Consider the following 15,285-nt stretch of genomic DNA (forward strand, 5'->3'; position numbering starts at 1 on the left):
TGATTCAAGACCTCTTTTTTTGCTTCAATTGTTGACCGATTTTATCAACACTGCCAGCGACACCAACCTGCCTGTCCCTTCCCCCGGAGATACCCCCATGACCCTGACCCCGCTCACCCAATCCCTGCCCACCGCCCTGACCTTGCCGACCCCGCTGGGCGGTGAGCTGGTGAACCGCGTCGTGCGGCTCGGCGAGAACTTCGAGCTGGGTGCTGGCCTGGCCCATCTGCCGCGCCTGGCGCTGAGCAGCCGCAGCTACGCCGACCTGGAAATGATCGCCACCGGAGCCTACTCACCGCTGACCGGCTTTCTGGGCGAGCAGGATTATCTGTCGGTGATCGAGCACCTGCGCCTCGCCGACGGCACCCCCTGGAGCATTCCGATTACCCTGCCGGTCAGCCGCGAGGACGCCCGCCAGTACAGCGGCCAGGTGCTGCTCACCTTCGGCGGGGAAGCGGTGGGCACACTGGACGTCAGCGAGCAGTTTGAAGCGCGCAAGGACTTCGAGGCGCGGGAGGTCTACCGCACCACTGACCCCGCGCACCCCGGCGTGGCGGCCCTGAACGCGGCGGGCGAAATCTACTTGGCCGGAGACGTGACTGTCTTCGAGGTGCCGCGCGGCTCCTTTCCGGCGCACCACCGCACGCCCGCGGAGGTGCGCGAGGTCACCCTGGCGCGTGGTTGGCGCAGCACGGTGGCCTTCCAGACCCGCAACCCGGTGCACCGTGCTCACGAATACCTGCAAAAGGTGGCGCTCGAACTCGTGGACGGCCTGTTGCTGCACCCACTGGTCGGGCAGACCAAGGGTGACGACGTGCCCGCAGGAACGCGCATGCAGTCCTATGAGGTGCTGCTCAGCCAGTACTATCCACGTGAGCGCACCCTGCTGAGCGTCTATCCGGCGGCCATGCGCTATGCCGGACCGCGCGAGGCCATCTTGCACGCGCTCTCGCGGCGCAACTACGGAGCCAGCCACTTCATCGTGGGCCGCGACCATGCCGGAGTGGGCAATTACTACGGCAGCTACGACGCCCAGGAAATCTTCAGCGCCTACACCCCACAGGAACTCGGCATTCAGATTCTCAAATTCGAGCACACCTTCTATTGCCAGACCTGCGGCCAGATGGTCAGCCCGCGCACCTGCCCACACGACGCCTCGCACCACCTGGTCCTCAGCGGCACCAAAGTGCGCGAGAAGCTGCGCGCCGGGGAGAATCTGCCGCCGGAATTTACCCGCCGGGAAGTGGCCGAGGTGCTGCGGACCGCGTACCAGCAGCCGAGCTGAACAATCGGTCAGAGCAAGACACCATGAAAAAGTCCACAGCCCAGCCTGCCGCCACCTTTGGCCTTCGTCCATCAAGCTCACACCCGCTGACGCTCCGTTTCCAGTTTGCTGAAGCACCGGATACGCGCTGGCATTCGGGCGGCTCCGACACTTCGCCCGCTCCTGGCTTTTGCCCTGGCCGCGCAGGCTCCAGGCCATCCATCTTCAGTTGACCAACACCGACCTAGTCACACTTTCTCAGGAGGGTCACAATGACACACCGCACCCGCACACCGCTGGCAGCAGCCGCCTTCGTTTCACTGGGCCTCCTCGGCGCAGCGCTGGCCCAGCCTGCGGCCACCGTCCGCATCGGCTTTTTTCCCAACCTGACCCATGCCCCGGCGCTCATCGCTGACGCCAAGGGTTACTACGCCGCACAGCTCAAGGGCGTCAAGGTCGAGGTCAAGACCTTCGTGTCGGGCACCACCCTCAGCGAGGCGTTCGCGGCAGGGGCCATCGACATCGGCCTGATCGGTCCTGGCCCGGCCATCAACGCGGCGGCCAAAGGCATCCCGGTGCAGATCATCGCGGGCGCGTCCGAGGCGGGAGCGGTGCTGATCGTGCGCAAGGGAACCGACATCGCCGCTTACAAGGATCTGGCGGGCAAGAAGATCGGCGTGCCGAGTCTGGGCAACACCCAGGACATCAGTCTGCGTGCGCTGCTCAACACCAACGGCCTCAAATCGCAGGATTCGGGCGGCAACGTGACCATCATGCCGGTGGCCCCCGCCGACGTGGCCGCCGCCTTCCTGAGTAAGCAGCTTGATGCTGCGCTGGTGCCCGAACCCTGGGGCGCGCAGCTCGAAGCCCTGGGCAACAAGGTGCTGGGCGACGAGAAGTCCATCTGGCGCGGCGGCAAGTACCCCTCGGCGGTGGTGATCGTCAACACCAAATTCGCCCAGGCCAATCCGGAGATCGTCAAGGGCTTCTTGAAGGCGCACCTACAAGCCGTCAACTTCATGGTCAAGTCGCCGGTCGCGGCCCAGGCCGCCATCAGCAGCGAACTGCTGAAGCTGACCAGCCAGAAGGTTGATGCCCGCGTGCTGCAACGCGCCCTCAAGCGCACCCAGATCACCAGTGACATCGATATTGACGCCTTGAAGGATTACGGCCAGCTCAGCCTGGCTGCCGGATACACCCGCACCCTGCCGGACTTCGGCACGCTGGTGGATCTGAGCGTCCTCAAATCGCTGAGCGGTAAATAATGACGCTGGCCGCGGCACAGCAACCGGCCCGGCGCAACCTGACGCTGCTGTGGCAGGTCTTGGGCCTGCTGGTCATCCTGGGCCTGTGGTGGCTTGTGACCGACGTGCTGAAAATCTGGCCGCCCTATGTCTTTCCCACCCCGAAGGCGGTCTGGCAGGAGTTCGCCTACGGGCTATGGGGCAGCGGCCCGCAGGACGGCAAACTGCTCTCCTCGGTGGGCAACTCGCTGCGGCGCGTCGGGCTGGGCTACCTGATCGCCGTGGCGCTCGGCGGCGGGGTAGGCCTGCTGATGTCTTTATGGCGGCCCCTGCGCGACACCCTCGGCGCGTACTTGCAGGGCCTCCAGAGCGTGCCGAGCATCGCCTTCGTGCCGTTCGCGATTCTGTTTCTGGGTCTCAACGAAAAAGCCGTGATGTTCGTGGTAATTATCGAGGGCTTCATTCCGGTGGCGCTGGCGGTGTCGGGGGCCATGCTGAATGTGCCTCCGGCCTGGCGCACGGCGGGGCGCACGCTCGGCGCGAACAATTTCGCTCTGGTGACGCGGGTGCTGCTGCCCGCCGCCCTGCCCAACATCGTGACCGGCCTGCGGACCGCCTGGAGTTTTTCGTGGCGCGCTTTGATCGGTGCGGAGCTGCTGACCGCCAACCCTGGCCTGGGCCAGCTGCTGGAAATCGGGCGCAACACTGCCAACGTGGCGCTGGTGGTCGCCACCATCGTCATCGTGGGGGTGGTCGGCGGCCTGTTCGATCTGTTGATCCGCGCCCTGGAAACCCGCCTTCGCCGCGACTACGGCCTGGAGGTACAGGCATGACCGTCAACCGCACCAACGAACGCACAATCGGTCCGGCGGTTCAGGAGTTTAAGCAAACCAAAACTGCCGGGGACGGCCCGTCCACTAAACTGCATGGCGTGAGCCGCAACCCTGCCCCGACCGCTTCAGCCGCGCCGGTGGTGCCGGAGCAGCCGCGTGGGGCTTCGCTGGAACTCTCGAACGTGGCCTACCACTACAGCGCCCGGCGCGGTCAGCGGGCCGGACTCGGACCTCTGAGCCTCGAAGTGGGCGCAGGCGAATTTCTGACGGTGGTGGGGCCGTCGGGCAGCGGCAAGAGCACTCTGCTGAGCGTGCTGGCCGGTTTTCTGAAACCGCAATCGGGCACCCTCACGCTGGCCGGACAACCCCTCAAGGGACCGCACCCGGCGCTGACCCTGGTGCAGCAGGAACATGCCCTGTTTCCCTGGCTAACCGTGGCGGGCAATATCGCCTTCGGCCTCAAGTCCCAGAAGCTGGGGCGTGAGGAGCAGGTTCGGCGCACCTCGGACACGCTCGCACTGGTAGGGCTGGGCGGGTACGGCGAGCGCCGCATTCACGAACTCTCCGGCGGTCAGCGCCAGCGCATTGCTTTGGCCCGCGCCCTGGCGACCCGGCCCGGCCTGCTACTGCTCGACGAGCCGTTCAGCGCGCTCGACGCCCGCACCCGCACCGAGATCAGCCAGGAACTGCTGAGCATCTGGCAGGCCCAGCGGGTGACGGTGGTGTTCGTGACCCACAACCTGGAAGAAGCGCTGGCCCTCGGTGAACGGGTGGTGGCCTTGCGCGGCGGCGAGGTGGTGCTCGACGCACCCACCCGAGAAGTCGGCCTAGAACAACTCAGACGGGTGCTCAACGAGCGGTAGGACACTTAGAAAGCAAGAGAAGAGGCCCCGGCAGTGATTTCCTTGCCGGGGCCTCTTCTCTTAGACGCTCAGGGCAGCTTCAGCGGCGCGCTGAACGTCGCCCTGCGGCTCTCGGCGTCGCTGCCGATGGTGTTGGCGCCTGGCGGCGTGCTGCCCGCATCCGGCACGATGTCGCCTGCGCCGTAGCCGTCGCCGCCGAAGATGCCGCCGAAGAGGTTGACGCCGCCCGCCGGTTTGCCGCTCAGCCCCAGCGCCGTCCAGGGAATGGCGACTTCTACTGTCTGGTCGGGCAGGCTGCCACTGGACGCCGCCAGGTAGCTGCCGCTGCCCACAACGCTGGTGGCCGCATCGCTGACAACCAGGCGCAGCTCGGGGGCCTGGTTGCCGTAGCGCGCCAGGAAGAAGTCGGGCTGGGCGGCGCTGAAGGTAGCGGCCTGCTTCCAGGCGTCCAAATCGTCGGCCTTGGTCAGGCCGCCCGGCTTGACATCCAGGTACAGGATGGCCTTGTTATTGTCGACCTTGTAGGTGTAGGCCAGATACAGGTATTTGGCGTCCACGTCGGTCTGAAGGGTCAGCCAGTTGTTGCTGTCGCCGAAGACCCCAGCGCTGGGGCTGCTGAGCTTGACCGGAGCCGCTGTCCAGTCCGCGAGGTCGCCGTCAATCTTGTACTTGGTGTCACTGGCCGCCGGAATTTTGGGCAGATCGATGATCACGTTCTGGGCCGGAGCGGTGGCCGCCTGAGTTGCGGAAGTGAAGCCCGCCGCGCTGACGGCGAGTTGACGCGCTCCCGGATTGGTCAGCAGGGTAAAGCTGCCGTCGGTAAAGCTCAGGGCGTAGTTGAGGCCAGCATCCGCGCCGGGGCCGCTGGCGTCGATCAGCGCGCCCGCGACCAGTTGACCGCCGCCGGTCACCTTGCCCTCGATGCTGGCTGTCGGCACCGGCACGCTGATGAAGTCGTAGGTGGCGCTGTAACTGCTGCTCTCGCCAGTGTTCAGGGTGCGGTTGTCCTGGTTCGGCCCCTCGTAACCGCTGTTCTTGGCCGCAGCACTGGTGTTGCCGAACTTGAAGGTGATGTCGCGGTACAGCGGCAGGTTGATGGTGGTCTTCCACAGGCCGCGCGCCGACGGGGTCATCGGGTAGACGATCTGGCTGCCGGTGTCGAAGCGGCGCAGTTCGATGGGGCCGTTGCCCTGACTGCGGGCGTCCACCGTGAAGGTGACGGCGGTGGTGGCCGAGGCGCTGGGCGTCGCACTCGCCTTGACCCCGACGCTTTCCTGGCCCTGGGCATCCACCGTGACCACCCGGAAGGTGTAGGCCACGCCGTTTTGCAGCCCACGCGCCACGAACTTGCCGGTCAAAGCGGCCACCGGCGCGAAGTTGAGCTGGCTTTCCTGGCCACCTGCCGGCGTGGCGTAGACCCGGTAGCCAGCCACCGCGCCGCCGCTGCTGGGGGTCCAGGTCAGGCCCACCGCGCCGTCGCCGACCCTGGCGCTGAGCCCTGCCACTTCCGGCAGGTCCGGGTTGACCACCACCGCGCCGCCACCGCTCCCGGCCTGACCGCTGACGATCAAAGCGCTGCGGGCCGGAACACTGCCGACGAGCTTGTCGCCCGCCGCGCTGAGGCTGCTGGGTTGCCCGGTGATTTCCTTGAGCGGCCCGGCGAAGGTGCCGAGCAGCGCAATGCCGCCGCCGAGTGTGCCGAGATCGATAGGTGCATTGCTGTTGTTGAGCACCACGACCACCGGCGCGCCGCCCTTGGGCGAGTCCATCACCCGGCGGTAAGCGTAGACGCCCGCCGAACGGTAGAGTTCCTGCTGCTGACCGCGCCGCAGGGCCGGGTAGTCCTGCCTGGCCTGGGCCAGCGCTGCCAGGCGGCTTTCGAGCACCGGCATGGCCGGAAACGGCATGTCCTCGCGGTTACCCTCGCCAAGCGGGTAGTTGTAGGGATCACCCTTGCCGGGCAACGCGTCCTCGGTGCCCTGGTAGATGCTGGGGGTGCCGCGCACGGTGTAGATCAGGCTCAGGGCCAGATTCAGGCGCTGCTGGGCTTCCTCAGCGCTGCCGCCCTTGTTCATCACCTGGCTCACGAAGCGGGTCACGTCGTGGTTGTCCACGAAGGTGGTCAGGCGCGAGGCGTCGGGGTACGCGCCGTCCTTGGCGAACACGTCGCCGATGGCGCTCAGATTGCCGCCCGCGCTGCTGAGCTGATCGGTGACGGCGAAATACAGAGGAAAATCGAAGACGCTGGGCGAGCCGAGCTTCAGGTAGTTGGCCAGGAACGTCGGGTCACCGTTGAAGACCTCGCCCACCGACCAGATCTGGCTGGCGTCGCCCGCCCCGCCCGCCGCGAAGAACTGCTGCCAGTAGCTGTCGGGCACGTGCTGCATGGTGTCGATGCGCAGGCCGTCGATGGCGGTGGTGTTGCGCCAGTAGCGGACGAAATCGTTGAGAAAGGTCGTGACCGCCGGAAGATCCTGCTTGAAGTCCGGCAACCCCGCCAGCGGGCAATCGGTGCGGGTGTTGGCCGACGCGCTGCACTCGGCATCGGTGTGAAACCACTCGGGATGCGCTTTGGTCAGGGCCGCGCCGTACCCGGCATGGTTGACCACAATGTCCTGAACGATCTTGAGGTGATTGGCGTGGGCCGCCGCGATCAGGGTCTTGAAGTCGGCCAGCGAGCCGAAGTGGGGGTCGACCGCCTTGAAATCCTCGGCCCAGTAGCCGTGGTAGCCCGCGAACAGCTTGCCTTTGTTGGGGCCGTCACCCACCGGAATGGCCGGAACTTGCAGCACCACCGGGCTGACCCACAGGGCCGTGACGCCCAGCGACTTGAAGTACCCCGAGTTGATCTTGTCGGTAATGCCCTTGAAGTCGCCGCCGTGCCAGCCCAGCGGGTTGGTCTTGTCGGCCACGTCGCCCGCGTCCCGGTGAGGGCCGTTGTCGTTGCTGGGATCGCCGTTACTGAAGCGGTCGGTCAGCGCGAAATAGATCACCTCGTCTTGCCAGGGCGTCGCCGCGCCGCTTGGAGGCGTCAGGGTATTGCACGCCGAAAGGGTGACCGTCAAGGCGGCCACCGCTCCCAGCTGCCTGGAAAGCCGCCGCTTGCTGAGCAACATGAGTTTCATAAGTCTGCTCTATTTGAGGACAAGCCGGGGAAGGTGTCAAGCGGATGCGGGCCACTTCACAATGTCTGGTGCCCGTTGAGCCGGATATAAACGGCACGCACGGTCTGCTCCAGCGTCCCGGAACTGCCGCGCAGATCGAGCAGCCGGGCCACCACGTCGGCCTCCAGCCCCGCGTGACCGCAGGCCCGCCACAGCGCGTAATGTACGATGCTGGTTCCAGGGCGCGCGCCGCCCACCGGGGTCCAGACGCCCTGCAACTCAGGGCTCAGCGCGGCGGCAAACTGCACCACCTCGCTCTCCAAGCGGCGCAGTTCCTTCTGAAGTTGCCCCACCGAGCGCACGCCGACGTAATCGAGGATGCTGGCCAGGCGCTGTGGGCGCTCGGGGTCGGGCCAGTCGCCCAGCAGCGGCACCTCCAGGGCGCGGGCCACCGCCAGATCGAGGCCGTGGATGAAGGGGTCGCCCGTTAAATAGGCCATACTCTGGGCGTCCACGAACACGCCGTCAGGATTCTCGGCGATGCGCTCCGGCAAGTCGGCCACGTAGTCCTGCGAGAGCCGGTGAATCGCCATGAACTCCTCGTCGGCCATTTCCAGCAGACCCGCCAGCCGGTAAAAGCGCCGCTGCACTTCCCTCGGCACGGCGGCGCGGCTCTTGTAGCCCAGATCGTGCTCGATCTCGGCCCAGGCGTGTTGCAGGATGCTGCGGATCTGAACCTCGAATCTCGGTGACAGCCCGCCGATGTACTCGCGGCTGACAAAACGCATCACATAATGCACCCCCAGGTAGCCGAAGCGGTCGGGGTCGTGAACCTTGCTCTTGTCGATACTGTTGTCCCAGTCGATTTCGAAGACCGCTTCGAGCGCCCGCGCCACCGCTGCCACGTCCTGCTCGAAATAGGTGATGATCCGCAGGCCCACCAGATCGGTCACGTCGCCGAGATGAACATAACGCCCCGGCTTGCGGCGCATCTTCTCGCGCAGACTGCTGGGCGTCTTGAGCCGCGAGGTGAGGTGGTGAATTTTGATCCCCGCGCCCTCGATCAGGCCCTCGATGAGGCGCATGGCGTCCTCGCGCAGTGCGGCGTAGATGCCCTGTTCGGCGCGGTAGTCGGCCAGAATCTCGGTGGCGGCGGGCGAGAAGTCCACGCCGCATGCTAGAGCAGGTCGCCGGAACGCCGGGAGACGCGCCACACATGTCCCCGCAGACGTCTCGGCCTGCTGTGGCAAGTCACGGATTGGTCTGGTAAAAGCAGATTCGTCGGCCTGGCCTGCGGGTTGAGATTGTTCGACTGTATTTTTTAGTTCCGGCTAAACTATGATTTAGGATCACTTCACCCCCCGTAGAATTTAGAGGAACTTCATCCAAGACGGATATGCTGCAAACCCTACATCCAATCCGGTACTCTCCGCTTACAACACAGTGTCGGTTACCTCTCAAAGCCCTCTCGCGAGTGAGCCGGATTGTCCACGTTGTGTTTGTTCGGTGTCATCTCGAACACCAAGGAGTTCCTATGAGCGAAGATCGTAAGTTGCCCAACCGCCGTCAGTTCCTTTCCGCCGCTGGACTGATGGGAGCCGGAGCCGTGCTGGCCTCGTGCGCGCCTGCTATCGCCGCTCCTACCAAGGCCAACCTTGACGTTGAAATCCTGAACTTCGCCCTGAACCTGGAGTACCTGGAAGCGGCGTTCTACCTGGCCGTCACTGGTCGTCTGGGCGAACTCGAAGCGCTCGAACCCGGTAATACGAACGCCATCATCCTGCCTACCGGCACGACCCCTGCCGGCGGCAGCGCGGTTCAACCGGCCTTCACAGGTGCGCGTAGCGGCGGCATGACCTTCGCCAGCGCGGACGTCAAGTCGCGCGCCAACGAAATTGCCACCGACGAACTGAACCACGTCAAGTTCCTGCGTAAAGCGTTGGGAAGTAGCGCCGCTCCCCGTCCCACACTGGACATTGGCCCGGCCTTCGGTGTCGCTGCCGTCGCCGCAACTGGTGCCGGTGCAGCCAGCGCCTTCAGCCCCTACACCACCGAACCCAGTGCCGATCTGTACTTCCTGCACGGCGCATTCATCTTTGAAGATGTGGGCGTCACCGCTTACAAGGGCGCAGCCCGCTTCATCTACGACGACACCGCCAATGGCAACCTTGAGCAGGCCGCTGGAATTCTGGCTGTCGAGGCATACCATGCTGGCGAAATCCGCAGCCTGCTCTACCCCTATAGGGCCGCCCAAACTGGCTTCGGGATCGACGTGCAGACCCTGATTCAGAAGATCAGCGACCTGCGCGACGCCCTCGACGGAAGTGTTGACATGGACCAGGGTCTCGTCAACGCCGACGGCAGCGCCAATATCGTACCTACCGACAGCAACGCAATAGCCTTCAGCCGTACACCGCGTCAGGTCGCCAACATCGTCTTCGGACAGGCTGGCGCTGGTAAGGGCCTGTTCTTCCCCAACGGTTTGAGCAACTTCCCCAACGGCAACTCCTACGCCAAGATCCTGGCCATCTGAGTTACTGAACTTCCAAAGCGGCTCCCTTCACCGGGGGCCGTTTTTCATGGCTACCCTCAATTGTCTGCCCTGCCCCGCCTCTTTTCTGGCTCAAGCCGCTAGAATGCGGTCAAGGCGCAAGCAAGCGCCCCCACCACACCCATCCAGAAGCGCCCGAGAGACCTGGCTCAACGACGGCGCGGCAACCTCTCCCCCATTTCGGAAAAGGTGCTCAACGCCAGCCTGCACGCCAACGATGGCTTCCGGAGTTTTCACCCGGCGCAGGAACGATGGAGCATTCCGGCACACCGAGATGGCCGCCCCGCTCCCCTGCGAGGGCGGTTTTTGACGCTCAGACCAGTCCACACCAGACGGGCCGACAACAGAAACGAGGACACCCCATGACCCATGCCCGCACCCTGAACGAACTCGCTCAAGAACGCATCCTGATTCTGGACGGCGCGTGGGGCACCATGTTTCAGCGCGAGGACCTCACCGAGGCCGATTACCGCCGCCCCGAATTCGCCTGGGACCGGCAGTACAAGGGAAACCACGACCTCTTGCAACTGACCAGACCCGATTTGCTGCGCAAAATTCACGCGCTGTACTTCGAGGCAGGGGCCGACATCACCAAGACCAACACCTTTTCAAGTACGGTGATCGCGCAAGCGGATTACGGTCTGGAGCATCTGGTCGACGAGCTGAACGTGAAAGCCGCCCGGATCGCCCGCGAGGTGGCCGACGAGTTCGAGGCCAGGGACGGCAAGCCGCGTTTCGTGGCCGGGTCCATCGGGCCGACCAACCGCACCGCCACCCTTTCGCCCGACGTGGAGCGCCCCGAATTCCGGGCGGTGACTTACGACGATCTGCACGACGCTTACGCCCAGCAGATTCGCGGCTTGCTGAAGGGCGGGGCCGATCTGCTGTTGATCGAGACGATTTTCGACACCCTGAATGCCAAAGCTGCCCTGTTTGCGGTGGAAACGGTCTTTGCCGAACTCGGGCGGCGCGTGCCGGTGATGGTTTCCGGCACCATCACCGATGCCTCGGGCCGCACCCTGTCCGGGCAGACGCCGGAGGCTTTCGCGGTGAGCGTGGCGCACGCCAGGCCCTTCAGCTTGGGCCTCAACTGCGCCCTGGGAGCCGATCACCTGCGCCCCTATCTGCGCTCGATTGCCGAGAATACCGAGTCCCTGGTCAGTGTTCACCCGAACGCCGGGCTGCCCAACGCTTTCGGCGAGTACGAGGAGTTGCCCGAACACACCGCCGAGGTGCTGAGAACCTTTGCCGAGGAGGGCCTGCTGAACATCGTGGGCGGTTGCTGCGGCACCACGCCCGAACACATCAGGCAGATCGCGGCGGCGGTGGCCCCCTACGCGCCACGCGGCCCGAAAAAGCTCGCGCCGTTTTTGCGGCTCAGCGGTCTGGAGAGCTTCGCCGTGACGCCGGAAACCAACTTCGTCAACGTGGGCGAGCGCACCAACGTCACCGGCAGCCCCAAATTCGCCAAGCACATCCTGGCGGGCGATTACGACGCCGGACTCAAGATCGCCCGCCAACAGGTGCAGAACGGCGCGCAGGTCATCGACGTGAATTTCGACGAGGGCATGCTCGACGGCGAGGCGGCCATGATTCATTTCCTGAATCTGCTGGCCGGAGAACCTGACATTTCCCGCGTGCCGTTCATGCTGGATTCGAGCCGCTGGAGCATTCTCGAAGCCGGACTCAAGCGGGTGCAGGGCAAGGCGGTGGTCAATTCCATCTCGCTGAAAGACGGCGAGGAGGAGTTCCTGAAGCGGGCCAGATTGCTGCGCCGGTATGGGGCTGCCGCCGTGGTCATGGCCTTCGACGAGACCGGGCAGGCCGACAACCTGGAGCGCCGCCAGGAAATCTGCACGCGGGCCTACACGCTGCTGACCGAGCAGGCCGATTTCCCACCGCAGGACATCATCTTCGACCCCAACGTGCTGACCGTCGCCACCGGCATGAGCGAGCACGACCGCTACGCGCTGGACTTCATCGAGGCGACCCGCTGGATCAAACGCAACCTGCCGGGCGCGAAGGTGTCGGGCGGCATCAGCAACGTGTCGTTCAGTTTCCGGGGCAACAACCACGTGCGCGAGGCGATGCACGCGGTGTTTCTGTATCACGCCATTCGCGCCGGGCTGGACATGGGCATCGTGAACGCCGGAATGCTGGCGGTCTACGACGACATCGAGCCGGAACTGAAACAGGCCGTCGAGGACGTGATTCTGGCCCGCACACCCGACGCCACCGAGAACCTGATCGAGCTGGCCGAGCGCTACAAGGGCATCAAGCGCGAGGTCAGCGCCGTCAGCGAGTGGCGCGGCGGCAGCGTGCAGGAGCGCCTCAAGCACGGCCTGATTTCCGGCATCACCGATTTCGTGGACGCGGACGCCGAGGAAGCCTATCAGCTGCTGGGGTCGCCGCTGCAAGTCATCGAGGGGCCGTTGATGGACGGCATGAACGTGGTTGGCGATCTGTTCGGGGCCGGGAAGATGTTTTTGCCGCAGGTGGTCAAGTCGGCCCGCGTGATGAAGAAGGCGGTGGCTTACCTGATGCCTTACCTGGAAGCCGAGAAGGCAGGCGGCAGCACCAGCAAGGGCCGCATCGTGCTGGCGACGGTCAAGGGCGATGTGCACGACATCGGCAAGAACATCGTGGGTGTGGTGCTGGCCTGCAACGGCTTCGAGGTGACTGACCTGGGCGTGATGGTCAGCGCCGAGAAGGTGCTGGACGCTGCCAAAGAACTGAATGCCGACATCATCGGGCTGAGTGGGCTGATCACGCCGAGCCTCGACGAGATGGCGAACGTGGCCCGCGAGATGACCCGGCGCGGCCTCACCACCCCGCTGATGATCGGCGGCGCGACGACCAGCCGGGCGCACACGGCGGTCAAGATCGACCCGGCCTACAACGGTGGCCCCGTCGTACACGTGCTGGACGCCAGCCGGGCAGTGGGCGTGGCGGGCGATTTGATTCAGCACCGCGAAAAAATCACGGAGCGCATCAAAGCCGAGTACGACACCCTGCGCGAGCGGCACGGTGAGCGCAACATCCGTCTGCTGAGCATCGATGAAGCCCGCAAGAGAGCGCCCAAGATCGAAGACAAACCCGCCCCCGCTCCCCAGCAGCCGGGCCGCACGGTCATCGAACAGGACCTCGGGGAGTTGCTGGCCTTCATCGACTGGACGCCGTTTTTCATCGCCTGGGAGATGCCCGGCGTGTACCCCAAGATTCTGCGCGACCCCTCGGTGGGCGTGGAGGCCCGCAAGCTGTACGAGGACGGCAAGGCGCTGCTGGCGAAGATCATAGAAGACGGCAGCTTCACGGCTCGCGGGGTGATCGGGCTATGGCCTGCGCGGCGGGTGGGCGACGACATTACCCTGCCCGAACACCATACCGCCTTTCACACCCTGCGCCAGCAGCGCGACCAGAGTGTGCCCAACGCCGCCCTGGCCGACTTCGTGAGCGAGTCGCCCGACTGGATCGGGGGCTTTGCAGTGGGCATTCACGGAGCCGAAGAACTGGCGAGCGAGTACGCGGCGGCCCACGACGATTACAACTCGATCATGGTGAAGGCCCTGGCCGACCGACTGGCCGAAGCGTTCGCCGAGAAATTGCACCAGGACGTGCGTCGCCAGTACTGGGGCTACGCACAGGGCGAAACCCTCAGCGGCGACGATCTGATTAAGGAGCGCTACCGGGGCATCCGGCCCGCCCCCGGGTATCCGGCCCAGCCCGACCACACCGAGAAGCGCACCCTGTTTGCCCTGCTGGACGCCGAAAGCACCGGCATGCAGCTGACCGAGAGCTGCGCCATGCTGCCCGCCGCCGCCGTGTCGGGCCTGTATCTGGCGCACCCCGACAGCAAGTACCTGGCGCTAGGCCGCATCGGGCGCGATCAGGTGGCCGATTACGCGGTTCGCAAAGGCTGGACGCTCGACGTTGCCGAAAAATGGCTCGCGCCCAACCTGGCATATGACCCACAGCCGAGCAGTCCGCCGCCCGCCACCGTCCCCGAAGTGGTGACGGCGTGACCTCGGTGCTGGCCGAACCCGTGCAGACCGTTCCCAAACAGACCCGCGTGAGCGTGGAGCTGGTGCCGCGCAGCCGCACGTCGCTGACGAGCGAGCTGGCCGAGCTGCGTGCCGAACTCGGCAGCGTGCAGACCGTCAACATTCCCGATTTTCTGCGCTACCGGATGCGCAGCTGGGAAGGCTGCCGGATGGCCCGCGAACATCTGCCGGAAGCCATTCCACACATCCGGGCCATTGACATCAACCCGCGTGAGCCGCTGAAGATGGCCGACTTTCTGCGCCAGCACGACATCCGTGAGGTGCTGGTCATCGAGGGCGACGCGCCAAGCGACATGAGCAGCCACACCTTCGACGTGACCTCACTCGACATCATCCGCAAGTTCCGGCGTGAGCTGCCTGAGATCGCCGTCTGGGCGGGCCTCGACCCTTACCGCCAGAGCTTTGCCCGTGAGCGCGACTACGCCGAGGCCAAACTGGAAGCGGGTGCGGTGGGCTTTTTTACCCAGCCGTTCTTCGACCGCCGATTGATGGACATCTGGGCCGAGCTGCTGCCCACCAAACAGGTCTTCTGGGGCGCGACCTCGGTGACCACCGAGCGCAGCCTGAGCTACTGGCAAAACCGCAACAAGGCAGTGTTTCCGAGTAGTTTCGAGCCAACCCTGGCCTGTAACCGGGCCTGGGCACAGGACGTGCTGACGTTCGCGCAGGAGGTCGGCGGCCACGTCTACTTCATGCCGATCAAGGAAAGTGTCCGCGAGTACCTGGGCGGCATTCTGTGAGTGATGATCTCAAGGCCCACGTCCGCGACCTGCTCACCGAGCGCCAGGCCCACCTGCAACTCGGCGACGTGCTGGAGGGCTTTCCCGTTGAGCAAATCAATGAGGACGTGGGGCTGCCCTACACCGCCTGGGGCCTGCTGTGGCACCTCTGGTTTACCCAGCGCGACATTCTGGAATTTGTGCGCGACGCGGAATACCGCGAGAAAATCTGGCCCACCGATTACTGGCCCAGATCGCCCGGCACGCCGCAGAGTTGGGCACAGATGGCGCAGGGCTTTCAGGACGATCTGGCCACTTTCTTGGAGCTGTTCGCGGCCGCCGATCCGCTGGCGGTGGTACCGAATGGTGACGGTCCAGACGGCGGCCAGCAGACTTGGCTGCGCGAGGCCCTGCTGATCGCCGACCATACCGCCTACCACCTGGGGCAGTTGGTGGTAGTGCGGCGACTGCTGGATGCGTCCAGCAGCTGAAGCTCAGGCTCTCTTGCGGCGCCCCTCAGTGGGAAGTTAGTCGAAACGAAACGCCCTGCGGACCCGCCGTGCAATAGAAGCGCCGGGGAGCGCTCCCGCCGATGACTAGCTTGGACTCGACGCAGGCCGTCCGGGTCCGGTGCGCCCGACTTAAG

The 15,285-nt window shown here is 65.0% G+C and carries 10 protein-coding genes; 8 read left to right on the forward strand and 2 right to left on the reverse strand.

Annotation, left to right across the window (positions count from 1 at the left end):
- Positions 1–97: 97 nt before the first annotated feature.
- The 4 genes from sat to GUI70_RS13630 all read left to right on the forward strand — a co-directional run bounded on the left by sat (position 98) and on the right by GUI70_RS13630 (position 4,204).
- Positions 98–1,285, forward strand: coding sequence for a sulfate adenylyltransferase (gene sat / locus GUI70_RS13615; RefSeq protein WP_161882866.1), 1,188 nt, complete (start codon positions 98–100; stop codon positions 1,283–1,285).
- A gap of 251 nt (positions 1,286–1,536) precedes the next feature.
- Positions 1,537–2,529 carry an ABC transporter substrate-binding protein gene (locus GUI70_RS13620; RefSeq protein ID WP_161882867.1) on the forward strand — a complete coding sequence of 331 codons (993 nt, stop codon included), beginning with the start codon at positions 1,537–1,539 and terminating at the stop codon, positions 2,527–2,529.
- On the forward strand, positions 2,529–3,341 hold the full coding sequence (locus tag GUI70_RS13625; protein WP_161882868.1) for an ABC transporter permease: 813 nt from the start codon (positions 2,529–2,531) through the stop codon (positions 3,339–3,341). The genes GUI70_RS13620 and GUI70_RS13625 overlap by 1 nt, the downstream gene beginning before the upstream one ends.
- Positions 3,342–3,439: 98 nt before the next feature.
- Positions 3,440–4,204 carry an ABC transporter ATP-binding protein gene (locus tag GUI70_RS13630; protein ID WP_438503490.1) on the forward strand — a complete coding sequence of 255 codons (765 nt, stop codon included), beginning with the start codon at positions 3,440–3,442 and terminating at the stop codon, positions 4,202–4,204.
- A 68-nt stretch (positions 4,205–4,272) separates the two neighbouring features.
- On the opposite strand, the gene GUI70_RS13635 is transcribed toward GUI70_RS13630, so the two are convergent.
- The gene (locus tag GUI70_RS13635) at positions 4,273–7,329 is read right to left on the reverse strand and encodes an alpha-amylase family glycosyl hydrolase (protein WP_237724908.1); all 3,057 of its coding nucleotides are present in this window, start codon (positions 7,327–7,329) and stop codon (positions 4,273–4,275) included.
- A gap of 56 nt (positions 7,330–7,385) precedes the next feature.
- The gene (locus tag GUI70_RS13640; RefSeq protein WP_237724909.1) at positions 7,386–8,477 is read right to left on the reverse strand and encodes a GTP pyrophosphokinase; all 1,092 of its coding nucleotides are present in this window, start codon (positions 8,475–8,477) and stop codon (positions 7,386–7,388) included.
- A gap of 365 nt (positions 8,478–8,842) precedes the next feature.
- On the opposite strand from GUI70_RS13640, the gene GUI70_RS13645 reads away from it, so the two are divergent.
- The 4 genes from GUI70_RS13645 (at position 8,843) to GUI70_RS13660 (ending at position 15,130) form a co-directional block, all read left to right on the forward strand.
- A complete protein-coding gene (locus GUI70_RS13645; protein ID WP_161882870.1) occupies positions 8,843–9,841 on the forward strand; it encodes a ferritin-like domain-containing protein in 999 nt (332 codons plus the stop codon).
- A gap of 380 nt (positions 9,842–10,221) precedes the next feature.
- Positions 10,222–13,881: a methionine synthase gene (gene metH / locus GUI70_RS13650; protein ID WP_161882871.1), complete on the forward strand. Its 3,660-nt coding sequence runs from the start codon at positions 10,222–10,224 to the stop codon at positions 13,879–13,881.
- Positions 13,878–14,660 (forward strand): methylenetetrahydrofolate reductase, encoded by a 783-nt coding sequence (locus tag GUI70_RS13655; protein WP_237724910.1) that lies wholly within the window; start codon positions 13,878–13,880, stop codon positions 14,658–14,660. Before metH ends, GUI70_RS13655 begins: the two co-directional genes overlap by 4 nt.
- On the forward strand, positions 14,657–15,130 hold the full coding sequence (locus GUI70_RS13660) for a DinB family protein (RefSeq protein WP_161882872.1): 474 nt from the start codon (positions 14,657–14,659) through the stop codon (positions 15,128–15,130). The genes GUI70_RS13655 and GUI70_RS13660 overlap by 4 nt, the downstream gene beginning before the upstream one ends.
- Positions 15,131–15,285: the final 155 nt, after the last annotated feature.

It is taken from the genome of Deinococcus alpinitundrae (assembly GCF_009982895.1).
Taxonomy (GTDB): domain Bacteria; phylum Deinococcota; class Deinococci; order Deinococcales; family Deinococcaceae; genus Deinococcus; species Deinococcus alpinitundrae.

Coding starts and splice junctions, on each gene's coding strand:
- sat (WP_161882866.1), top strand. CDS start 98: ATGACCCTGACCCCGCTCACCCAATCCCTGCCCACCGCCCTGACCTTG.
- GUI70_RS13620 (WP_161882867.1), top strand. CDS start 1,537: ATGACACACCGCACCCGCACACCGCTGGCAGCAGCCGCCTTCGTTTCA.
- GUI70_RS13625 (WP_161882868.1), top strand. CDS start 2,529: ATGACGCTGGCCGCGGCACAGCAACCGGCCCGGCGCAACCTGACGCTG.
- GUI70_RS13635 (WP_237724908.1), bottom strand. CDS start 7,329: ATGAAACTCATGTTGCTCAGCAAGCGGCGGCTTTCCAGGCAGCTGGGA.
- GUI70_RS13645 (WP_161882870.1), top strand. CDS start 8,843: ATGAGCGAAGATCGTAAGTTGCCCAACCGCCGTCAGTTCCTTTCCGCC.
- metH (WP_161882871.1), top strand. CDS start 10,222: ATGACCCATGCCCGCACCCTGAACGAACTCGCTCAAGAACGCATCCTG.